Annotated in this window: 17 protein-coding genes; 7 read left to right on the forward strand and 10 right to left on the reverse strand. The window is 63.7% G+C overall.

Translation table 11 applies throughout. From position 1 onward, the window contains the following. Positions 1–10 precede the first annotated feature (10 nt). From NO934_RS07200 to NO934_RS07230, 7 genes are all read left to right on the forward strand, one after another. Positions 11–361, forward strand: coding sequence for a lipopolysaccharide assembly protein LapA domain-containing protein (locus NO934_RS07200; RefSeq protein ID WP_309163191.1), 351 nt, complete (start codon positions 11–13; stop codon positions 359–361). A 1-nt stretch (position 362) separates the two neighbouring features. Further along, a complete protein-coding gene (locus tag NO934_RS07205) occupies positions 363–1019 on the forward strand; it encodes a phosphoribosylanthranilate isomerase (RefSeq protein ID WP_309163194.1) in 657 nt (218 codons plus the stop codon). 1 nt (position 1020) lies between these two features. Further along, positions 1021–2241: a tryptophan synthase subunit beta gene (gene trpB / locus NO934_RS07210; RefSeq protein ID WP_309163195.1), complete on the forward strand. Its 1221-nt coding sequence runs from the start codon at positions 1021–1023 to the stop codon at positions 2239–2241. Between the two features lie 132 nt (positions 2242–2373). After that, entirely contained in the window at positions 2374–2556 is a 183-nt protein-coding gene (locus NO934_RS07215) for a hypothetical protein (RefSeq protein ID WP_309163196.1), read from the forward strand. A 137-nt stretch (positions 2557–2693) separates the two neighbouring features. After that, on the forward strand, positions 2694–3521 hold the full coding sequence (trpA, locus tag NO934_RS07220; protein WP_309163197.1) for a tryptophan synthase subunit alpha: 828 nt from the start codon (positions 2694–2696) through the stop codon (positions 3519–3521). A gap of 96 nt (positions 3522–3617) precedes the next feature. Further along, positions 3618–4613, forward strand: coding sequence for an acetyl-CoA carboxylase, carboxyltransferase subunit beta (gene accD, locus NO934_RS07225; RefSeq protein WP_309163198.1), 996 nt, complete (start codon positions 3618–3620; stop codon positions 4611–4613). A gap of 28 nt (positions 4614–4641) precedes the next feature. Then, entirely contained in the window at positions 4642–5934 is a 1293-nt protein-coding gene (locus tag NO934_RS07230) for a folylpolyglutamate synthase/dihydrofolate synthase family protein (protein WP_309163199.1), read from the forward strand. A 56-nt stretch (positions 5935–5990) separates the two neighbouring features. On the opposite strand, the gene trxA is transcribed toward NO934_RS07230, so the two are convergent. The 10 genes from trxA to NO934_RS07280 form a co-directional block, all read right to left on the reverse strand. Beyond that, positions 5991–6314 carry a thioredoxin gene (gene trxA, locus NO934_RS07235; RefSeq protein WP_375142808.1) on the reverse strand — a complete coding sequence of 108 codons (324 nt, stop codon included), beginning with the start codon at positions 6312–6314 and terminating at the stop codon, positions 5991–5993. A gap of 124 nt (positions 6315–6438) precedes the next feature. Continuing rightward, a complete protein-coding gene (addA, locus tag NO934_RS07240) occupies positions 6439–9864 on the reverse strand; it encodes a double-strand break repair helicase AddA (RefSeq protein WP_309163200.1) in 3426 nt (1141 codons plus the stop codon). Then, a complete protein-coding gene (gene addB, locus NO934_RS07245) occupies positions 9861–12932 on the reverse strand; it encodes a double-strand break repair protein AddB (protein WP_309163201.1) in 3072 nt (1023 codons plus the stop codon). Before addB ends, addA begins: the two co-directional genes overlap by 4 nt. Then, positions 12932–13675 carry a nucleotidyltransferase family protein gene (locus tag NO934_RS07250; RefSeq protein ID WP_309163202.1) on the reverse strand — a complete coding sequence of 248 codons (744 nt, stop codon included), beginning with the start codon at positions 13673–13675 and terminating at the stop codon, positions 12932–12934. The genes addB and NO934_RS07250 overlap by 1 nt, the downstream gene beginning before the upstream one ends. Before the next feature lie 3 nt (positions 13676–13678). After that, positions 13679–14149: a tRNA (adenosine(37)-N6)-threonylcarbamoyltransferase complex ATPase subunit type 1 TsaE gene (gene tsaE, locus NO934_RS07255; protein WP_309163203.1), complete on the reverse strand. Its 471-nt coding sequence runs from the start codon at positions 14147–14149 to the stop codon at positions 13679–13681. Between the two features lie 3 nt (positions 14150–14152). Continuing rightward, the gene (locus tag NO934_RS07260) at positions 14153–16489 is read right to left on the reverse strand and encodes a HAMP domain-containing sensor histidine kinase (protein WP_309163204.1); all 2337 of its coding nucleotides are present in this window, start codon (positions 16487–16489) and stop codon (positions 14153–14155) included. Positions 16490–16865: 376 nt separating this feature from the next. Beyond that, a complete protein-coding gene (gene ahcY, locus NO934_RS07265; RefSeq protein ID WP_309163206.1) occupies positions 16866–18269 on the reverse strand; it encodes an adenosylhomocysteinase in 1404 nt (467 codons plus the stop codon). 89 nt (positions 18270–18358) lie between these two features. Beyond that, the gene (locus NO934_RS07270) at positions 18359–18877 is read right to left on the reverse strand and encodes a DUF2937 family protein (protein WP_309163207.1); all 519 of its coding nucleotides are present in this window, start codon (positions 18875–18877) and stop codon (positions 18359–18361) included. A 38-nt stretch (positions 18878–18915) separates the two neighbouring features. Further along, positions 18916–19236, reverse strand: coding sequence for an HPr family phosphocarrier protein (locus NO934_RS07275; RefSeq protein ID WP_309163208.1), 321 nt, complete (start codon positions 19234–19236; stop codon positions 18916–18918). Continuing rightward, positions 19233–19631, reverse strand: a complete 399-nt coding sequence (locus NO934_RS07280; RefSeq protein WP_309163209.1) for a PTS sugar transporter subunit IIA — start codon at positions 19629–19631, stop codon at positions 19233–19235. Before NO934_RS07280 ends, NO934_RS07275 begins: the two co-directional genes overlap by 4 nt. Positions 19632–19677: the final 46 nt, after the last annotated feature.

Raw genomic sequence — 19677 nt, forward strand, 5'->3', positions numbered from 1 at the left:
GTGATGTCCCATGCGTAAACGCATCGTCGGCTGGCTTGTGCTCGTCCCTTTGTGCCTTTTGGTGCTGATCTTCGCGCTGGCCAACCGGCACATGGTTGCCGTCAATTTCAATCCGCTGGTCGCCGTCGACGAGACAGCACCGGGGTTCGGCATGCCGCTGTTTCTGGTGATCTATGCCGTTCTTTTCGCTGGCATTTCCCTGGGTGGACTCGCCGTCTGGTTCACCCAGGCCGGCCATCGTCGCGAGGAAAGGCGCCTGCGCCGCGAGAACGAAAAGCTCAAAACCGATCTCGACCACGCCCGCCGCGCGCCGGCCCGCGCCGACGATCCAGCGCTCCTCGCCGCTGACGAACTGGCCTGAAATGAGCGCACCGATCATCAAGATCTGCGGGGTCAGCACCCCCGATATCCTCGACCACGTCATCGCCCAGGGCGCGGACATGGTGGGGTTCGTTCATTTCGCCAAGAGCCCGCGGCACCTGCCGTTTAACGAGATCGCAAATCTTGTTTCCCGCGCCGGAGACCGGATCGAAACGGCGATCCTGCTTGTCGATCCCGACAATGACACGGTCGCCGCCGCAGCCGATACCGGTGTCCACTGGCTCCAGCTCCACGGCAGCGAAAACAAGATGCGCACCGCCGATATCCGCGAGCGTTCCGGGCTCAGGATCATCAAGGCCCTGCCGGTGGGAGACGAAAAGGATATCCGTTTCGCCCCCACCTTCCGCACGGTTTCCGATCGCCTGATCCTTGATGCCAAGCCGCCCAAGGACGCCACCCGCCCCGGTGGGCTGGGCAAGACCTTCGACTGGACGCTGCTTGAAGGCCTTGACCGTTCACTGCCCTTCATGCTTTCGGGAGGCCTTACGATCGACAACGTGTCGCAAGCGGTCAGAACGGTCCGCCCCTTCGGTCTCGACATCTCCTCAGGCGTCGAGCGCGAGAAGGGTGTAAAGGATGCCGGGCTGATCACCGCCTTCATGTCCCGCGCGCGGGAAGCGGCAGCAGACGGGAACTGAAATGAGCCAGAACAGCGCCAACTCCCTGCGTCAGGGGCCCGATGAGAACGGCAAGTTCGGCATCTATGGCGGGCGCTTCGTCGCCGAAACCCTGATGCCGCTGATCCTCGATCTGGAAAAGGCCTATCGCGCCGCCCAGACCGACCCCGAATTCCTCGCCGAAATGGACGATCTGCGCACTCATTTCGCCGGCCGACCCTCCCCGCTCTATTTTGCCGAGCGTATGACCGAGGAACTTGGCGGCGCCAAGGTCTATTTCAAGCGCGAAGACCTCAACCACACAGGCTCCCACAAGCTCAACAACTGCCTGGGCCAGATTCTCTTGGCCAAGCGCATGGGCAAGACCCGCATCATCGCCGAAACCGGCGCCGGCCAGCATGGCGTGGCGACCGCCACGGTCTGCGCCCGGTTCGGGCTGCCCTGCACCATCTTCATGGGCGCCACCGATGTCGAGCGCCAGATGCCCAACGTCTTGCGCATGAAGATGCTGGGCGCCGAAGTGCGGCCGGTCACTGCCGGCGCGGGGACGCTCAAGGACGCCATGAACGAGGCGTTGCGCGATTGGGTCACCAATGTGGAAACCACTTATTACCTGATCGGCACCGCCGCGGGGCCGCACCCCTACCCCGAAATGGTGCGCGACTTCCAGAAGGTGATCGGCGAGGAAATCCGCGCTCAGATTCTGGAGGCCGAAGGTCGCCTGCCCGATGCGCTGGTCGCCTGCATCGGCGGCGGATCGAACGCCATCGGCACGTTCCATGATTTCCTCGATGAGCCCAACGTCAAGATTTTCGGCGCCGAAGCCGGCGGGCACGGGCTCGATGTCGAAAACGGCCATGCCGCCTCGATGACCGGCGGCCGCCCTGGCGTATTGCACGGCAACCGCACCTATCTGCTTCAGGATGCCGACGGGCAGATCCTCGAGGGTCATTCGATTTCCGCCGGTCTCGACTACCCCGGCGTCGGACCCGAGCACGCCTTCCTGCGCGACAGCGGCCGGGTGAATTATGTGCCGGTCACCGACAAGGAAGCGCTTGACGCCTTCATGGCCTGTACCAAGTTCGAGGGCATCATCCCGGCGCTCGAAAGCGCGCACGGGTTGGCTCACGTCATGAAACTGGCTCCCACCATGGGCAAGGACGATATCGTCGTCCTGTGCCTCTCCGGCCGTGGCGACAAGGACGTGGAATCGGTAGGCCGCCAACTGGGCATGGCGCTTTAACGCTCTGATAACCGTATCGCCCGAAAGCCCCGCATATTTCGCATGGCTGGAATACCCAGCCAGCGCTTGTTGTTTGCCCCATCTGGCATCATTTAAATCGCAAGAGATTAAATTCGATGCAGGAGATTTGAAATGGCACGCAATGGAGCATTTGACGCGATCACGGGGTTCTTCGGCGACATCGGCCGCGCCCGCCGCGCTTCCAACCTTTATTCCGATCTGTCGAACCTGTCCGACGACGCCCTGCGCGCCCGCGGCCTGAGCCGCGCCGAGCTGGCCCGTCACGCCTTCGACACCGCTTTCGGCGGCAAGTAAGCCTCAAGGTTTGCAACCGACCGACGAAAAAAGGCGCCTGCTTCGGCTGGCGCCTTTTTCGTGGCCGGTGTTGACTTGAACCTTGTTCCTGTCCTTTATCGCCCGGAATTTGATCCATTCCCATCTCCGGAGACCCCATGGGCGGCTCGCGTATCGACAAGCGGTTTGAAAAGACACGGGCCGAAAACCGCCCCGCCTTCGTCTCCTTCGTGATGGCCGGTGATCCGGATCCGCAGACGGCCGATGCGATCCTTGCCGGTCTCCCCGAAGCGGGTGCCGATATCATCGAGCTGGGCATGCCCTTTTCCGATCCCATGGCCGATGGCGTCGCCATCCAGCTCGCCGGCCAGCGGGCTCTGGCGGCGGGCATGACGCTGGAAAAGACCCTCGCCGCCGTTGCCCGCTTCCGCGAGCGCGATGACGAAACGCCCATCGTCCTGATGGGATATTACAACCCGATCTACATCTATGGCGTCGAGGCTTTCGTTGCCGCCGCCACCCAGGCGGGTGTGGACGGATTGATCGTCGTCGATCTGCCGGCGGAAGAGGACGACGAGCTGTGCCTGCCTGCGCTCAAGGCCGGGATCAATTTCATCCGCCTCACAACCCCCACCACCGACGATCACCGGCTCGGGCGCGTTCTCACCAATAGCTCGGGCTTTGTCTATTATGTCTCGATGACCGGCATCACTGGCGCCGAGATCAAGAATCGCGCTGCGGTGGGCGAAGCGGTCAAGCGCATCAAAGCCCATACCGACCTGCCGGTCGCCGTGGGCTTCGGCATCAAGACCGCCGAGGACGCGGCGCTGATCGGCAAGGACGCCGACGGCGTTGTCGTGGGGTCGGCGCTGGTCAGCGCCATCGAAAAATCCCTCAAGAACGGCACGGCGGAACCGGGCACGGCCCCAGCTGTTCACAATCTGGTTCGCTCACTCTCTCAAGGTGCGCGATCGGCCAGAATCTGATAGTATTGCCACAATTGCTTCCTACATCACAGGCAACGCCAAGACGCGTCAACTGACGCGCAACCCACAAGAACACCAGGCTTAAGAAGCGCGCACATGAACTGGATCGACAACGTCGTTCGCCCCAAGATCCGCTCCTTCCTCAATCGCCGCGAGGTCGAGGACAATCTGTGGGTGAAATGCCCCGAGACCGGGGAAATGGTTTTCCATCGCGACCTCGAGGCCAATCAATGGGTGGTGCCCAATTCGGGCTACCACATGAAGATCAAGGCATCGGACCGCCTCGCCAATTTCTTCGACGATGGGCACTATACCAAGCTGTCCCTGCCCTCGGTTCCGCTCGATCCGCTCAAATTCCGCGACACCAAGCGCTATACCGACAGGCTCAAGGAATATCGCACCAAGACCGGCAATGACGACTCGGTGATCATCGCCCAGGGCGATCTCTACGGCTCGAAAGTGACAGTGGGCGTCCAGGATTTCGATTTCATGGGCGGCTCGCTCGGCATGGCGGCCGGTTCGGCCATCATCACCGGCCTTGAAGCCGCGCTCAACGATCGCACCGCATTCGTGATGTTCGTCGCTTCGGGCGGCGCGCGCATGCAGGAGGGCATCCTTTCGCTCATGCAGATGCCGCGCACCACTGTTGCCGTGCAGCGCCTGCGCGAAGCGGGGCTGCCCTATATCGTGGTGCTGACCAACCCTACCACCGGCGGGGTGACCGCTTCCTACGCTATGCTGGGCGATGTGCATCTGGCCGAGCCCGGCGCGGTGATCGGCTTTGCCGGCGCCCGCGTCATCGAGCAGACCATTCGCGAAAAGCTGCCCAAGGGCTTCCAGCGTTCCGAATATCTCTACGATCACGGCATGGTCGATATGGTCGTCCACCGTCACAATCTGCGCCCGACCATCGGCTCGCTCATTGGGCTTTTGACCAAGGCGCCGGTTAACGAAGCCATCCCTGCCGCGCGGCAGGCGGCTGCCGCTACAGCCGCGGCTACCGTCACCATGCGCGACGTCGCCGTTGCGGCGGAAGGAGATGGCGATGACGATCTTCTCGCCAATACTCCCGTCGCCGGCCACGCCGAATAGAACTCCTTAAGCTGAGCATAGAGCAGCCGTGTCCCGCACCGATGCGATCCTGAAGCGGCTGCTCACGCTCCACCCCAAGCTCATCGATCTCGAGCTTGGGCGCACCGAGCGCATGCTGGAGGCCATCGGCCGGCCGCAGGATCGCCTGCCGCCGGTGATCCATGTCGCCGGCACCAATGGCAAGGGATCGACCCTCGCCCATATGCGTGCCATGCTCGAAGCGCAGGGCAAGCGGGTCCATGTCTATACCTCCCCCCATCTCGTGGCCTTCCGCGAGCGGATAAGGCTGGCGGGCGAACTCGTCTCCTCCCGAGCGCTCAACGCAGCGCTTGAGGAGTGCGAAAAGGCCAATCGCGGCCAGCCGATCACCTTTTTCGAAATCACCACCGCTGCCGCTTTCCTGCTGTTTTCCCGCGTCCCCGCCGATTATCTGCTGCTCGAAGTGGGGCTTGGCGGGCGGTTCGATTCCACCAATGTGATCGGAAAGCCGCTGGGAACGGTCATTACCCCCATTTCCATGGACCACACCCAGTTCCTGGGCGAAACCCTTGCCGAGATCGCCTCGGCCAAGGCGGGGATCATCAAGCGCGGCGCGCCGCTGGTTGTGGCACGCCAGCCGGACGAGGCGCTCGAGGTGATCGAGCGCGAGGCGACCGGTAAAGGCGTGATGCCCTTCGTTGCCGGCACTGACTTCGACGGCTTCGCCCAGCGCGGCAAGCTCGTCTATCAGGATGAAGAAGGGCTGCTCGATTTGCCGCTTCCGGCGCTCGCCGGCGCACATCAGGTCGATAATGCCGCCCTCGCGATAGCGGCGCTGCGTCATTTCGGGCTGGTCGAGGACGAAAAGGCGATCGCGGCGGGCTTGAGAAACGTCGTATGGCCGGCCCGGCTCATGCCGCTGCGCGGCGCGCTTTCGAGTTATATCGATGAAGGCCAGGAACTCTGGCTCGATGGCGGGCACAACGCCGCCGGCGCACAGGTGCTCGCCCAGGCGCTCAAGGAGATGAACCGCGCCCGCCCTGCCCCACTGGTCCTGATCTGCGGCATGATGGCTTCAAAGGATGCCGCCAATTTCTTCGCGCCCTTCGAAGGCATGGCCGAGCACGTCTTTACCGTTCCCATTCCCGGCGAAACCGGGGCACTACCGGCACGAGCCCTAGCGGGCTTTCCCAAGGCCAGGGGTTTTGAGACGACCATCTGCCGCTCGGTGCCCGCGGCGCTGCAGCGTGCCGCCCACTTCCCCGGCGCGCGTATCGTGATCTGCGGTTCGCTCTATCTCGCCGGCGCGGTGCTCAAACAAAACAAAACGCCCCCGAGCTGAAACCCGGGGGCGTTTTGTCTCGCGTGTGTCGTCAAACGAAAGGGACGCGAGAAACGTTAGGCGGCGTGGCCTTCGAGCCATTTGACGAGGCCGGCCTTGGGGGTACCCGCGCCGATCTTCATGTCCGCGGCCTGACCGTCCTTGAACAGGATCATGGTCGGGATGGAGCGGACGCCGAACTGGGCGGCGGTGCCGGGGTTCTCATCGACATTGAGCTTGACGATCTTCACCTTGCCCGCCATCTCGCCCGAGATTTCCTCGAGGATCGGGGCGATCGCCCGGCAAGGGCCGCACCACTCCGCCCAGAAATCGACGAGCACGGGCTCTTTGGAACCCAGCACTTCGGTGGCGAAAGTGGCGTCTGTAACATGTCCGGTCATGATCGTACCTTCTTGGCAAAATCGGGCGGATCGTGAACGAACCGCCCTCTCGTGAAATTATCAATTCATCAATAGCTAGGCAGAGTCGGGAGCCAGTTCAAGCCTGTCCGGTCGGCGCTGCGTCTCACAGCCTCGTGACGTCGCTCGCCGCCGCATCGAGCAGGTCGGCCGGAATCCGCATCAGCGTCGAGGTTTGCGTCCAAAGAATCGCGGCATCGACAACCGCGTGGGGAAACAGCGTTTGCGCCGCGAAGCGGTAGAGCCCGAGCTGACGCATATAGCCCGGCGGCATGGTTTCCGGACCGGATGGGACCGCGGCATCGGATTTGTAGTCGACGACCAGCACATGGGCCGGCGTATGGACCAGCCGATCGATACGGCCTTCCAGCCGTGCTGGCGCGCCCTTGTGCCTGACGGTGAGCGAAAACGGAACTTCGGCGCGGCTTTCGCTGCCGAAGATAGCCGCAAGATGGGGATCGCTCAGAATTGCCAACGCACGTTCGACCACCGGCGCGACGAGGTCGGCGTCATCGGGCAGCAGCGTTTGCGCGGCGCTATGCGCAACGGCAGAACGGCGGTTTTGAGGCACGTTGCTCAAATGCTGGAGGAGCGCATGGAGCGCAATGCCGCGCTGGCGGGCAGCTCGGGCATCGAGCAGCGCTTCGGCAGCAGTTTCGAGCCCTCGCGGCGCCCATTCATGTACGCTGCGGGAGGGGCTAAGCACCGGCATGACCGGGCGTCGGCGCGGTGGAGACAAAATCAGAGGCCGAGTTGAGGTACGCTCCTCAGCCGTGCTTTCAACGCTCGGTGCCGAGGTTGGTACTCCAGCCGGATAGCGCAAGACCTCGCCGCGACCGTCGGCAACGGTTTCGCTTTCCTCGGCAAGAGCGGCGGTGATGGCGCCGTGCCAGGTCTCTTCGATCCGGGTGCGCATGTCGCGCGTTCCAGCGATATGCAGCCCTTCCTCGGCCCGTGTCATGGCGACGTAGAGATTGCGCCAATATTCGGCGAGGCCTCGCGCTTCGACCTCGTCGCGCAGCGGCAGGGAGGCTTGGCAGTGATTGTCCTTGTTCGCGCAATAGAGCAGGAACGGGACATCGTCCTGCTCGCCGAAATAGACGCTATCGGACACCGCGCGCGGCTTGCTGGCCGCATCGGCAAGGATCACAACCGGCGCCTCGAGGCCCTTGGCGCCGTGCACCGTCATCACCCGCACGCCTGCGGCCTTGGCGACGAGATCGCGCTTGATCACGATATCGGACGCGCGCATGGCGGCAATAAAGCCGGTGAGCGAGGGCTGCTCGGATGTTTCGTGCTCAAGCGCCAGGTCGAGGAATTCAGCGATCACCTCGTCCACTTCCTCGCCCAGCCGGGCGTGGAACTGCTTGAGCCCGCCCTGGGCATAGAGCACATGGGCGAAAAACTCGTAAGGCCGGTCAAAGTCGAGCCGCTGACGCAGGCCAATCAATCGCTCATGAGCCGCTCGCGCGATCGGCAGGGGGCTTTCGGCCAGCCGGTCGAACAGCGTCTGGCCTTTGCGCCCATGGGCAAGCGTGAACAACTCGTCCTCGCTGACCCCGAAAAGCGGCGAGCGCAGCACGGCAGCTAGCGTCAGATCGTCGGCGGGCGTGAGCAGCACGTCGGCAAGGCCCAAAAGGTCGTCGACGGCGATATGGGCTGAAACCGGCAGCCGGTCGGCGCCAGGGCTGGCGATGTTGCGCTGTTTCAGCGCCCTTACGATTTCGGGAAAGATCCCGTTGCGCTTCTGGACGAGGATCAGGATGTCTTCGGGCCGGATGGGCCGTGCTCCGGGGCCTACGGGCACGCGAGTCTCGATCCAATTGGCGAGGGTATCGACGATGCAGGTGGCGAGCTGGCGCGGCGCGGCGGCGAGGCTTTCAAGCGGTTCTGTCGGCCATTCTTCGGGGATTGCCGGAGCTTCGGGGCTTTCGATGACCGGCCAGATTTCTATGTGTCCGCCACCCCGCTTACGCGCTGCTTCGTGACCGATCTCGCCCGTTTTGGCCAGAAGCGCGGTGGCGATGTCGGAGCGGTTGAAGACCTTGTCGACGCCGTAAAGGATTCCGGAAAGCGTGCGGAAACTGGTGCGCAGCGTTTCCCCGTGCCAGTCGCGATCGGCGGCCTGAGCCAGACGCTGCAACTCGCGTCCCTTTTCAACGAACAGGCGGGGTTCGGCGCCCTGGAAGGAATAGATTGATTGCTTGGGATCGCCCACCGCGAAAATGGTCTTGGGCCGCTGGGCGGCCCCATCGCCGCTGAAATAATCGTCGACCAGGGCGCCGATCACCGCCCATTGTTCGGGATTGGTGTCCTGACTTTCATCGACCAGAATATGGTCGATACCCGCATCGAGCTTGTAGCGCACCCAGGCACCGAGCCCTCTGTCGCCCAGCAGTGCCGCGGTTCTTGCGACGAGGTCGTCGAAATCCATGAGCGAGCGGGCGCGTTTTTGCGCCTCGTAGCGGGCGATAATGGCGGCCAGAACCCGCGTCAGCGCGGCGCTGTTGTCGGCAATCGCGATGGCTTTACGGTGGTCGTAAAGCACCTCGAGCCGGTCGGCCTCGCGGGCCAGGCGCTCGGCAAGCCCGGGATTTTGCCGCTTGATGCTGGCTTTGGGGAAGTTGGCGCGGACCTTGCCCTTATCGGTAAGATAGGCGGCAAACAGCGTATCGAGATCGGGATTGTCCAGATCGATTTGGCTCAGCTTGTCCTCGAACCGCGATTTGGTCGCATCGGGTGGGCAGATCCTGAAGATCTCCGGCCAATCGGAAGGCGGCACCAGGCTTTGCGCCAGAACCTGGTTGCGCAGACTGTCTGAATTCGCGCCGGGCGACAAATTCAGCCGCGTTCGCATTGCGGCTATGGCGCGCTCGGGATTGGCGAGGATGGGTCCCAGCTTGCGGGCGTTGGAAAGGCATTGCCCGATCGCCGTTTCGATCTGCATGTCGCTCAGCGCGTCAAACAGCGCCCGCACCGCATCGCCCTCGGGGCCGGAAGCGATCAGCCCTTCCGCCAATACCGTCTCGCGGGCTTCGCGGAGCAGGCGGGTGGCGGCCTCTTCCTCGATCACTGTGAAATTGACCGGCACGCCGGCCTCGCGCGGGAAACGTTGCAGCACCGCCTCGCAAAAGGCGTGGATGGTGTTGATCTTGAGCCCGCCAGGCGTATCGAGCGCATGAGCGAAAAGACTGCGCGCCCGGCGCCTTTCAGTGCCAGACGGGCGGCGCCCGAGGAGTTCGCCGAGTTCGGTTTCCAGATCCATGTCGTCCTGGCGGGCCCAGCGCGCAAGGATTGCCGTCACCCGATGGCGCATCTCGGCGGCCGCCGCCTTGGTATAGGTGAGGCACAGGATAGCCTCGGGCTGGGCGCCATCGAGCAGGAGGCGCAGCACGCGGCGCGACAGCACATAGGTCTTGCCCGAGCCTGCATTGGCCGAAACCCAGGCATTGGCGTGCGGCTCGGCCACTCGCGCCTGTTTGAGCGTGGTGTCGTGCGGGACCGAGAGCTGTTCCTTGATTTCGGCTGTCATTCGGTCTCGTCTTCGCTTTCGAGCACCGTCCACTCGTCAAGGCGCATCAGATGGTCGTAATCGCCCTTGTAGCGCTGGTTGGGCTTGGGCAGCACGCGCGCCACCATCGGCAGCCGGTCATCGAGCAGCAATGCCCGCACATGACGCTGGAACAGGCCGAACGCGGTATCGACCGCCTCACCAAGGCTCATGCCGTCCGGTGCCGCGTATAGCGTTTCCTGTAGCGCCTTTGGGCCATGGGAGAGCTTGAGATAGGCCATGGCTTCGGTCGGCAGGTCTAGGCGATCGCCAAACGCCCCATGCCGCGCCATCCAGGCTTCGAGCGGGAGTTGGGGCGCAAAGAACTGCTTCATGTCCTTGGGCTGCGGCGCCTGGCCGGTCTTGAAATCGATGATCTCCAAGCTGCCCGACACGGTCCTGTCGATTCGGTCGGCGCGTCCGGACAGAATGAAGGGCGGCTTGGCGATCGGGATGGGAACTTCACCCCTGATCTCGGCCACCCGCTCGGCAATATGGGTCCGCTTGCGCTCATAGGCGAGGAATTGGTGGGCGATCACCTCGAACCGCGCCAGCCAGATATCGCGCCGCGCCGGAATGGCATCGAGCCGGCCATAGCGCTCGCGCGCCAGGGCCATGAGGGTACCCAGCGCTTGGGTATCATGGGGATCGTGCCCGCCGATGATGAAATCCCCCAGGATGTCGTGAATCAGCGTCCCACGTTCCGCATGATCGGGATCGGCCCCGAGCGCCTCGATCCGGCGCAAGCCCAGAACGTGCCGGGCATAGAGGTCATAGGGCGAACGCAGCAGCGTCTCGGCTTCGGTGATCGAGAGTTTGCGCGGGCGGGCGGCAGCGGGCGGGCATGGGGCAGGGCGCGCTGCAGGTTGCGGCGGCGCACCGGTGGCGTCGAGCCGGCGGGCGTTCTCGACCCACACAGCACCGCGTGCTGCCAGACCTTTGGCTATATCCTCGCCCACAAAGGCTTCCAGCCGCTGGATCAGGCGCGAAGGGATGGCCGGGGAGGTGCCGGAACGCTCGGGCAGGGTGAAGACCACTTCGCCGCTCCCTGCGGCCATCAGGAAATCATGCGCGGCAAGGCCATGGAGCTTTTCGGGCGGTTCGAGGCCGACGGCCAGACGCATGCCGCGGCTCATCCACGGTCCTGGATCGGCGATCTCGGGCCAAACCGATTCGATCATCCCGGCAAGGATCACCCGGTCGGCCTGCATCAACCGCGCTTCGAGGCGACCGAAAACCATCACATCTTCGGCGTCGGGCTGCCGTGGGCGGACGGCCTGGCCCGCCAGCAGTCCCTCCAGTGCAAAGGGCAACCCCTCGCCGCTGAGCCGCGGTCCCCGGTTTCCCTGCCGCGCCGCCAGCTCAAACCAGCGCGCCAATTCGTCTTCGCCTTCGATCGGCGGCGATGTCTCGCCCGGTGGCACGCTTCTCAGCAGAGCAGTTGCCGCCTGCAGAGCTTCGGCGGCCTGGGCGGCAAAGATGCCGTCCTTTTCCAGCAGGCCGGTGATCGGCGCAAGAGCGGCTTGGAGCGCATCGATCAAGGCAAGCACCGCCTTGGCCTTGTCCGCGTCCAACCGCAAGGCCGGGCGGCCAGCGCCGCCAAGGTTTTCGGAAACCGCGAGGCGCAATCCGTCAAAGCCGGGCGGGGGGCGCTGGCTGCGGAACACGGCCAGATCCAGCCACTGGCTCGCCAGGGCCACTTTTGCGCGTCCGAGCCCGAGCGAAACGTTGCGATTGCGCAGCAGCGCCATGACATCGACGGCTGCGAGCCCGCCCGCTGCCGCTGATACGGCCTGCCGCACCAGACGCCCGGCTCGCGAGAGCAGCAGCGGTGTGCCGGCGGCATCGTCCAAAGGCACCGAAAACCGGGCCAGCTCGGCGCAGATGCGGCGGGCCAGCGTCTGGTCGGGTGAAATGATGGCAACGCTTCTGCCGGTTTCGAGCGCGTCATGGACGCAAAGGGCAATGGCGCGGGCTTCTTCCTCCGGCGTGCGGGCGCGGACAAGCGCCACGCCTTCCATTGCCTCTCCAATGGCCGGCCCCAGTCGCTCGGCCACGCTCTGCCATTGGGCCGTAGCCTCGGGGAGACCAAGGGCGGCGTTGAGGATTTCCGTGCGCGGGGCGGGGCTTGGGGCAAGTTCGATCACAGTAGAGGGCGGCGTGCCCAAACGCTTGAGCAGGCGGGACAGCCCATATTGCGGATGGCCGTGGGGATTGCGGCTCGGATCATCAAGCGCCGCGAGTGTTTCGGGCACCATGTCCGTATCGAGTCCGGCCAGGACCACGGCCCCATTGGGGAGGCCGGCAATCGATGCGATGAGATCGGCCGTTGCGGGGATGGAGCCGGTCGAGCCGGCAACGACTACGGGGCGGTCCCCGTGGATCACCGCGAGCGATTGCGCCTTGCGCTCGAGCAGGACATTAGTGCGCTCGGCTGCCTCCATTTCCCCTTCGGCCAAAAGGATCGACGGCCAGGCTTCGAGTACGAAGCTGACAAAATCGAGGTGGTCCTGCCATTGGGCCGGCAATTGATCGCTTTCGATGGCAACCAGCGAGCGTGGATCGATCCGGGCGATGGAAAAGTCGTCGATCAGCGTGCCCAGCGAATCGGCCAGGGCAAAGATTTCCGCGCTGTTGGGGGCGCCCGAAAACCCGCCCAACCCCGGCGCCGAGAACGGGCCGTCGCTCCGCGTCGCCAGCCAGCGTTCGACCAGTTCGGCCAACAGCAATCGGCGCTTGAACCGGTTGATTGGCGGAGGCAAGTCGAGCGGCTCATAAGGGGGAAGGAATGGCTCCTGAGCCGGATCCTCGCCACCGAGCGGCCGGATGTCAGGCAGAAGCATCGGATGGTCGGAAAGCGCCTGCGCCAGAATGCGCGACAATGCCGTCGCCGCGCGCCGGGTCGGCAAATAGATCGTCATGTCCGACAGCCAGAACGCCCCGTGGCGCGGCCAGTCGGGCGCTATGCGGCCGTCGATCAACGCCCTGGCGAGCGTATCGAGGAATGGCGCATGTGGCGCGATGGTAAAGACATTGCCGCGGCGCGTCATCAAACCACCGCGCCGATGTCCTGCTCGGTGCGTGCCAGAGCCTGCGGATCGCCAACATGGAACCACGGCGCCTCGATCATCACGCCGTTGAGCCGTCCGGCTGCCCGCGCCGTTTCGAAATGGCGGTAGAGGCTGAAGGGGGCGTCCGGTCCGGTGCCCGCCAAGGCGCGGGAGATGAGTGCGGCGCCGGCATAAACCACTGGACGACCTTCCGAGTTGGAAAGCACTCCATCCGCGTTCAATAAATAGTCGGCGGCCTTGCGGAACCCCGAGGCGCGATCTGGCGCAACGCATAAGAGAACGATGTCGGCGTCGCCCCGGCTGAACCTCTCGACCATTCGCTGCAATGGCCGGTCTCTGCCCGGCAGCCAGAACGTATCGGTATTGAGCGCCAGAACCGGATCCGATGCCAGCAGCGGCAGCGCCTTGCGCAAGCCGCCGCCGGTATCGAGCAGCCTGTCGGACTCATCGCTCAGCGCGAAACCGATATCGGGCAGGCCTCTGGCAAGCCGCTCGAAATGGGCGGCGATCAACTCGGCCTTGTGATGCATGTTGACAGCGAAGGCCTTGCAACCCTCGGCGAGCGCCGCATCGATGGCATAATCGATCAATGGCTTACCGGCCAGTTCGATCAATGCCTTGGGCCTTTCGAACGTCAGCGGCCGCATGCGCGTGCCGAGCCCGGCGGCGAGCAACATCACCTCCGGCATTGGCGTGGCGGGCGCGGCGAAAGAATCGGTCATGCGCTATTGTGGGCTTTGATGCTGCCAGGGCGCAAGCGCGGCAACGAGATCCCCGGCCTCGCGGCCCAAGGTTTCCAGCGTTATGAGCCGTCCGTCCTTGTCGGGTGCCATGGCAATCCCGATCCGCAGTCCAGAGCGCGAAAACAGCGACGGCGCGCGTTGCGGCCATTCAACGAGCAGGATTGCCGCTTCATCATCGAGCAAGCCCAGCTCATCGAGTTCGGCTTCTTCGGAGATCCGGTAGAGATCGGCATGCAATATGCCGGGATAGGGCTGGATGATGGCAAAGGAGGGGGAGGGGACCTCCAGATCCCGATCGCCTAGCCGAGCCCGGATTATGGCCCGCGCCAACGCCGATTTGCCGACGCCGAGATCGCCTTCCAGCGTCACGACGTCCCCTGGGAGCAGGTGATGGGCAATCGTTGTTCCGATCGCCTCGGTCGCCTTTTCGTCCGGGGCAAAAACGATCGGCACGGCCTATTCGCCCGCGTTGAGCGCCAGCGCCGCGTTGGCCGGCAGGATGACGGTGACGCGCGTGCCCCGCGGCGCCCGGCCTTCGATCAGCACGGTTCCACCGTGGAGATTGACGAATGTCTTGACGATGGCCAGCCCCAAGCCGGCCCCGCGCTGGCGGCCCTCGACCGATTGGCCTTCGAAGCGCTGGAACATCGCGCTGCGCATGTCCTCGGGAATGCCGACGCCATCGTCCTCGACGGCAAAGGCAATGCGTTCGGGACCTCGCGCCGCAACCTTGAGGCGCACCTGCGATCCCGGATCTGAAAAGCGAGCGGCATTGGAGAGCAGATTATAGAGCACCTGCACGATCCGCGTTCCGTCGGCAACGAAAATGGGCAGGTCGTTTTCGATCTCGACGGAAAGGTTCACTGGCTCCTCGCCGCCGGTAAAGGTGGCGTCGAGGCCGGCCCGGGCCTTCTCGATGAGCGTTGGTATGTCAAGGACTTCGGGACTGAGCTGGGCGATGCCGGCGTCGACGGTGGCAAGATCGAGAATGTTGTCGATCAGAAGGCCCAGATTGGCGCTCGAAGCGCGGATATAATCGGTATAGGCGCGCTGTTTATCAGAGAGCGGACCGACCTGGCCCGAGGCCAGCAGATCGGCGAAACCGATGATGTTGGTGAGCGGGGAGCGTAGCTCATAGGAAACGTTTTGCACGAACGTATCCTTGAGCCTATCGGCGGCGATCAGCGCCTCGTTGCGCTCCTTGAGCACCCGTTCGTAATTGGCGCTTTCCGAGACATCCATGAAGGTCATCATGGTCTGTCCGTCCGGCAGGCGCACGACCGCATAGTCGAACAGCCGTCCATCTGCCCGGTTGATACGGCCTTCGGTATCGGTGCGCGTGGGGTTGAGGTCGACGATTCGCTGCTTGAGATCACTCCAGATGCGGTGGCCGTCCTCGGGGAAGGCCTGCCCGCATGCCGCCGCGATATCATCGATATGAGGATGGTTTCCCAGCGCGTTCATAGGCAGCTTCCAGAGCATGGAAAGCCGGGGATTGTGAAGCTTGAGCCGCCCATTGGTGCCGAACACGGCAACGCCCTCCGAGAGCGCGTTCAGCGTTTCGCGCTGGACGTGCATCAGGGCGTTGTGGCGCGTCTCGAGCGCCAGGCGCTCGGTCATGTCTTCAAAGACATAGATCACCCCGCCCGTCCCGGTCGCCGGCGCAGCGATGACATTGGCGCAGCGGCCATCGGGGAGGTACCAGGGCGTCTCGCGCGGCGTGGTCAGCGCATAGCTCATCAGATGTTTGCTGCGCCAATCGCGATAATCGGGTTCCGCCGGCAGCATCCCCTGGGTGCGCAGACGATCGAGGATCGCCTTTTCATCGGGCGCCGTGTTGAGCCAGGCGACATCGAGTCCCCAGAACTGGGCATAGGCGGTATTGTAGTGGGTGAGCTGCCGTCGCTTATCGAACACCGCGATCGGGGTGGCCAGCGCATCGATGACCGTGGTCAGGTGCCCCAGATCGGGCTCGCTTTTTTCGTTTTCCGCCGGCTTGGGGCGCGAGACGGGCAGGTAGCAATAGCCCGCGCTACCGCCCGAAAGCGGGAAGAGGACCAGTTCCAGCCCGCCGGCCAAATCGTGCTGCTCGGTAAGCGCGATGGTGTCGGCGGCATCTTCGAGCGCTTTGAGATGCCGCTCGCGGGTGGGTGCGTCGAAGATGTCGGGGGCGGTGCCGCGCTCCCCCTTGAGCCCGAGCGTGCGGGTGAAGTGGAGATAGGCCGCGTTGGTATAGACCAGCAACCCGTCGCGATCGCGCAGCCAGGCGGGAATGGTGAGATTGGCGAGAATGGCTTGCGCCTCGGCAGGGGAGGGCAGCCGCGTCAATGCGGAGCCTCGGAGCGGCGGCTCGACGGTGAGACCCGACGGTCGCAGCCGCACCACGGCGGCGCCACCCACCAGGCGCCCGGTGGCGCGTATGATGCGGCCGTCGCGGGCGGTGACCGAGGTCTCGAACATCCGGCCTTCGATACGCAGATCGGTCAGACGCGCCGCAAGTTCGCGCGCCGCCTCGTCTTCAAGCCACGAGCGGAACTCGAGCACCGCATGGGCGCGCGTCTCTCCCGGCAGCAGCGTCGAAATCGGTCCGATCACAGCCGGTTCGATCCCGGTATCGCGCCAGATAACGGTCACCTCGGGCATGGCGGCAAGAAGGCTCTCGAACTCGTCGAGCGCTGCTCGCATGGCACCGAGCTTTTCACCGGTCTCGCTGCGCGCCGCGTCGGCCTCGCGCCGCCATTTGAGCGCCAGGAGCGCGCCCACAAGGCCGAACCCGGCTGCGCCAAGCATCATGGCATAGGGGGCTGCTCCAGAGAGCGCGCTGGCCGCCAAGGGCGCCGACAGAGCCGGGGAGGCAGCCAACATGGCGCTGGTCGCAGCGCAAACGGACACGAATCCCGTAAGTTTCCGGAATCGAGCCGGCTGCATGCCTGATGCCCCTCTTTGAAGAATAAACCTTGACCGCCCATGGAGGGCCGAGAAGGCCTCCGAATCAGTTAACCATACAAGCGCGGCGAATCGCGAAAAAGAGTCAAACTGCCGGGCCGTGGAAAACTTGGGGCTTGCACGGGTTTTCGCGCTTGAAGTGGTCCTGTTTTGTTCACGTGTAAAACGCAAAAAAGGGGCGTCCAAACGCCCCTTTTGTTAACCTTTGTGGCAGCCCAGCCGATCAATAGCGGTAATGATCGGCCTTGAACGGACCCTGTGGGGTCACCCCGATATAATCGGCCTGTTCCTGGCTGAGCTTGGTGAGCTTGGCCCCCAGCTTTTCCAGGTGCAGGCTGGCAACCTTTTCGTCGAGATGCTTGGGCAGCACGTAGACCTTGTTTTCATACTGCTCACCCTTGGTCCAAAGCTCGATCTGGGCCAGCGTCTGGTTGGAGAACGAGGCGCTCATGACGAACGAGGGGTGGCCCGTGGCGTTGCCTAGATTGACCAGCCGGCCCTCGGAAAGAAGGATCATCCGCTTATTGTCTGGGAATTCGACAATATCGACCTGCGGCTTGACGTTGGTCCATTTGAGGTTCCGCAGCGCGGCAACCTGAATTTCATTGTCGAAATGGCCGATATTGCAGACAATGGCCATGTTCTTGACCCGGCGCATATGGTCGATGGTCAGAACATCCTTGCTGCCCGTGGCGGTGACGATGATGTCGGCACGCTCGACCGCATCGTCCAGCGTCACCACTTCATAGCCGTCCATGGCAGCCTGCAGCGCGCAGATCGGATCGATTTCGGTGACCAGCACGCGGGCGCCGGCGCCACGCAGGGATTCGGCCGACCCCTTGCCCACATCGCCATAGCCGCAAACGATGGCCACCTTGCCGGCCATCATCACATCGGTGCCGCGCCGGATGGCATCGACAAGGCTCTCGCGGCAGCCATATTTGTTGTCGAATTTGGACTTGGTGACGCTGTCGTTGACGTTGATAGCCGGGAAGGGTAGCTCGCCCCGCTCCTGAAGCTGGTAAAGGCGCATCACGCCGGTAGTGGTTTCTTCCGAAACGCCTTTGATCGCCGCGCGGCACTTGGAATAAAAGCCCGGCTCACGCTCAAGGCGCCGCTTGATGGTGGCAAAGAGTGCTTCCTCTTCCTCGTTCTTGGGGTTGGCGAGAACGGAAGGATCTGTCTCGGCCTTGGCGCCGATCAAGACGAGCATGGTGGCATCGCCGCCATCGTCAAGGATCATGTTGGCGACTTCGCCATTGCCCCAATCAAGGATGCGGTCGGCGAAATCCCAGTATTCTTCAAGCGTCTCACCCTTGTGGGCGAAAACCGGAATGCCCGCTTCGGCGATGGCCGCGGCGGCATGGTCCTGGGTGGAAAAGATGTTGCACGACGCCCAGCGCACTTCGGCGCCCAGCGCCACCAGCGTTTCGATCAGGACGGCGGTCTGGATGGTCATGTGCAGGGAACCGGCAATGCGCGCGCCCTTCAGAGGCTGCGCGGCGGCGTTCTCGGCCCGGATGGCCATCAGGCCCGGCATTTCGATCTCAGCCATCTCGATTTCCTTGCGTCCATAGGGGGCAAGCGAAATGTCCTTGACGGCATATTGGGGGGAAGCGGTGCTCATGCGCCCGGTCTCCGCGTGTTGGTTGAACCCGTGTGCCCGCGTTATACGCGACGGGAAGCCGGTCCGGCAACCGGGATATAAAGAAAGTTTTATATCCGGCTGATGCGCACTTTGGACCGCCGTTGGCGGAAGGGCGCCGAAAGGAGCGTCACCACCACCCAGAGGACGGCAAACCCGCCAAGAAAGCCAACCAATACATAGGCCAGGCCCTCCAGCGTCAGCGGCAGGGCGGGGCGGAAATCCTCGAGCGCCGCAGCGCCGACATCGGTATCGAAATAGCGCGCCACTTCCACGACCCGGGTCGCGGGAGGCGCCGCGCGCAATTGCGCCAATTGCTCGGAAAGTCGTTCGTAACGCTCGACGACGCCGCGCATCGACATGCCGCGTTCGGCAAGGAATTGGTCGGTGCTGGCGTCGTAGCGCTCGAGCCCTTCTTCGCGGGTGAGGCCAAAGGCCGCCGCATCCGCGTCGAACTGGGCAACGACCGTTGCGAGTTCATCGACCGCGCCGGCCAGCCGCTGGGAATATTGCTGCGTGTATTCGGGCGCCTGGGAAAGCGTGGTCCCTCCAATGATCGCGCCGGCAAGACAGGCGATTCGCTTGAGCATCAGTGGTCTTCCTCTCGGCCCCCAATGCCGGCGCGGCGCTACGGAATGGGTTCACCAGCGTCCTTGTCTTCGTCGAACCCGTTATTGACCAGTTCGGTGATCGCTTCGATGGCTTCGCGCGCCTGATTGCCGGTGGCCTGGACCAGAATGGTCGAGCCCGGACCTGCCGCAAGCATCATCAATCCCATGATCGAAGTGCCGCCCACAGTGACGCCGTCGCGCGTCACGCTGACTTGAGCGTCGAAATGATCGGCGGTCCGCACGAAGCGTGCCGAAGCGCGCGCATGCAATCCACGCTTGTTGCAAATCGTGAGCCGCTGGCAGACGGCGCGGCCCGGTTCGGTGACTGTTGCGCTCATTTTCCGAGAACGTCGTTGGCGACGTTAATGTATTTGCGCCCGGCCTCGGCTGCAAGGCGTACGGCCTCGCGCATTTCCATATCCGGGCGCATGCGGGCGAGCTTGACCAACATGGGCAGGTTGAGCCCGGCGATCACCTCGATGTCGCGGTCCTGCATCACCGAAATGGCGAGGTTGGAGGGCGTGCCGCCGAACATATCGGTGAGGATCACCACGCCATCGCCCTGATCGACGGCTTCGACGGCAGCGATGATGTCGTTGCGCCGGCCTTCCATGTCGTCCTCGGGACCGATGGAAACGGCGGCAATGGCCTCTTGCGGTCCCACCACATGTTCGAGCGCGGCGCAAAATTCTTCGGCAAGCCTGCCATGGGTCACAAGGACCAAACCCATCATGTCCGGAAACCCTTTTTCGATGGCGTGCCGCATCCGGGCGAAGTCT

Origin of the sequence: Pelagibacterium sp. H642 (genome assembly GCF_031202855.1) — a bacterium.
Lineage (GTDB): Bacteria > Pseudomonadota > Alphaproteobacteria > Rhizobiales > Devosiaceae > Pelagibacterium.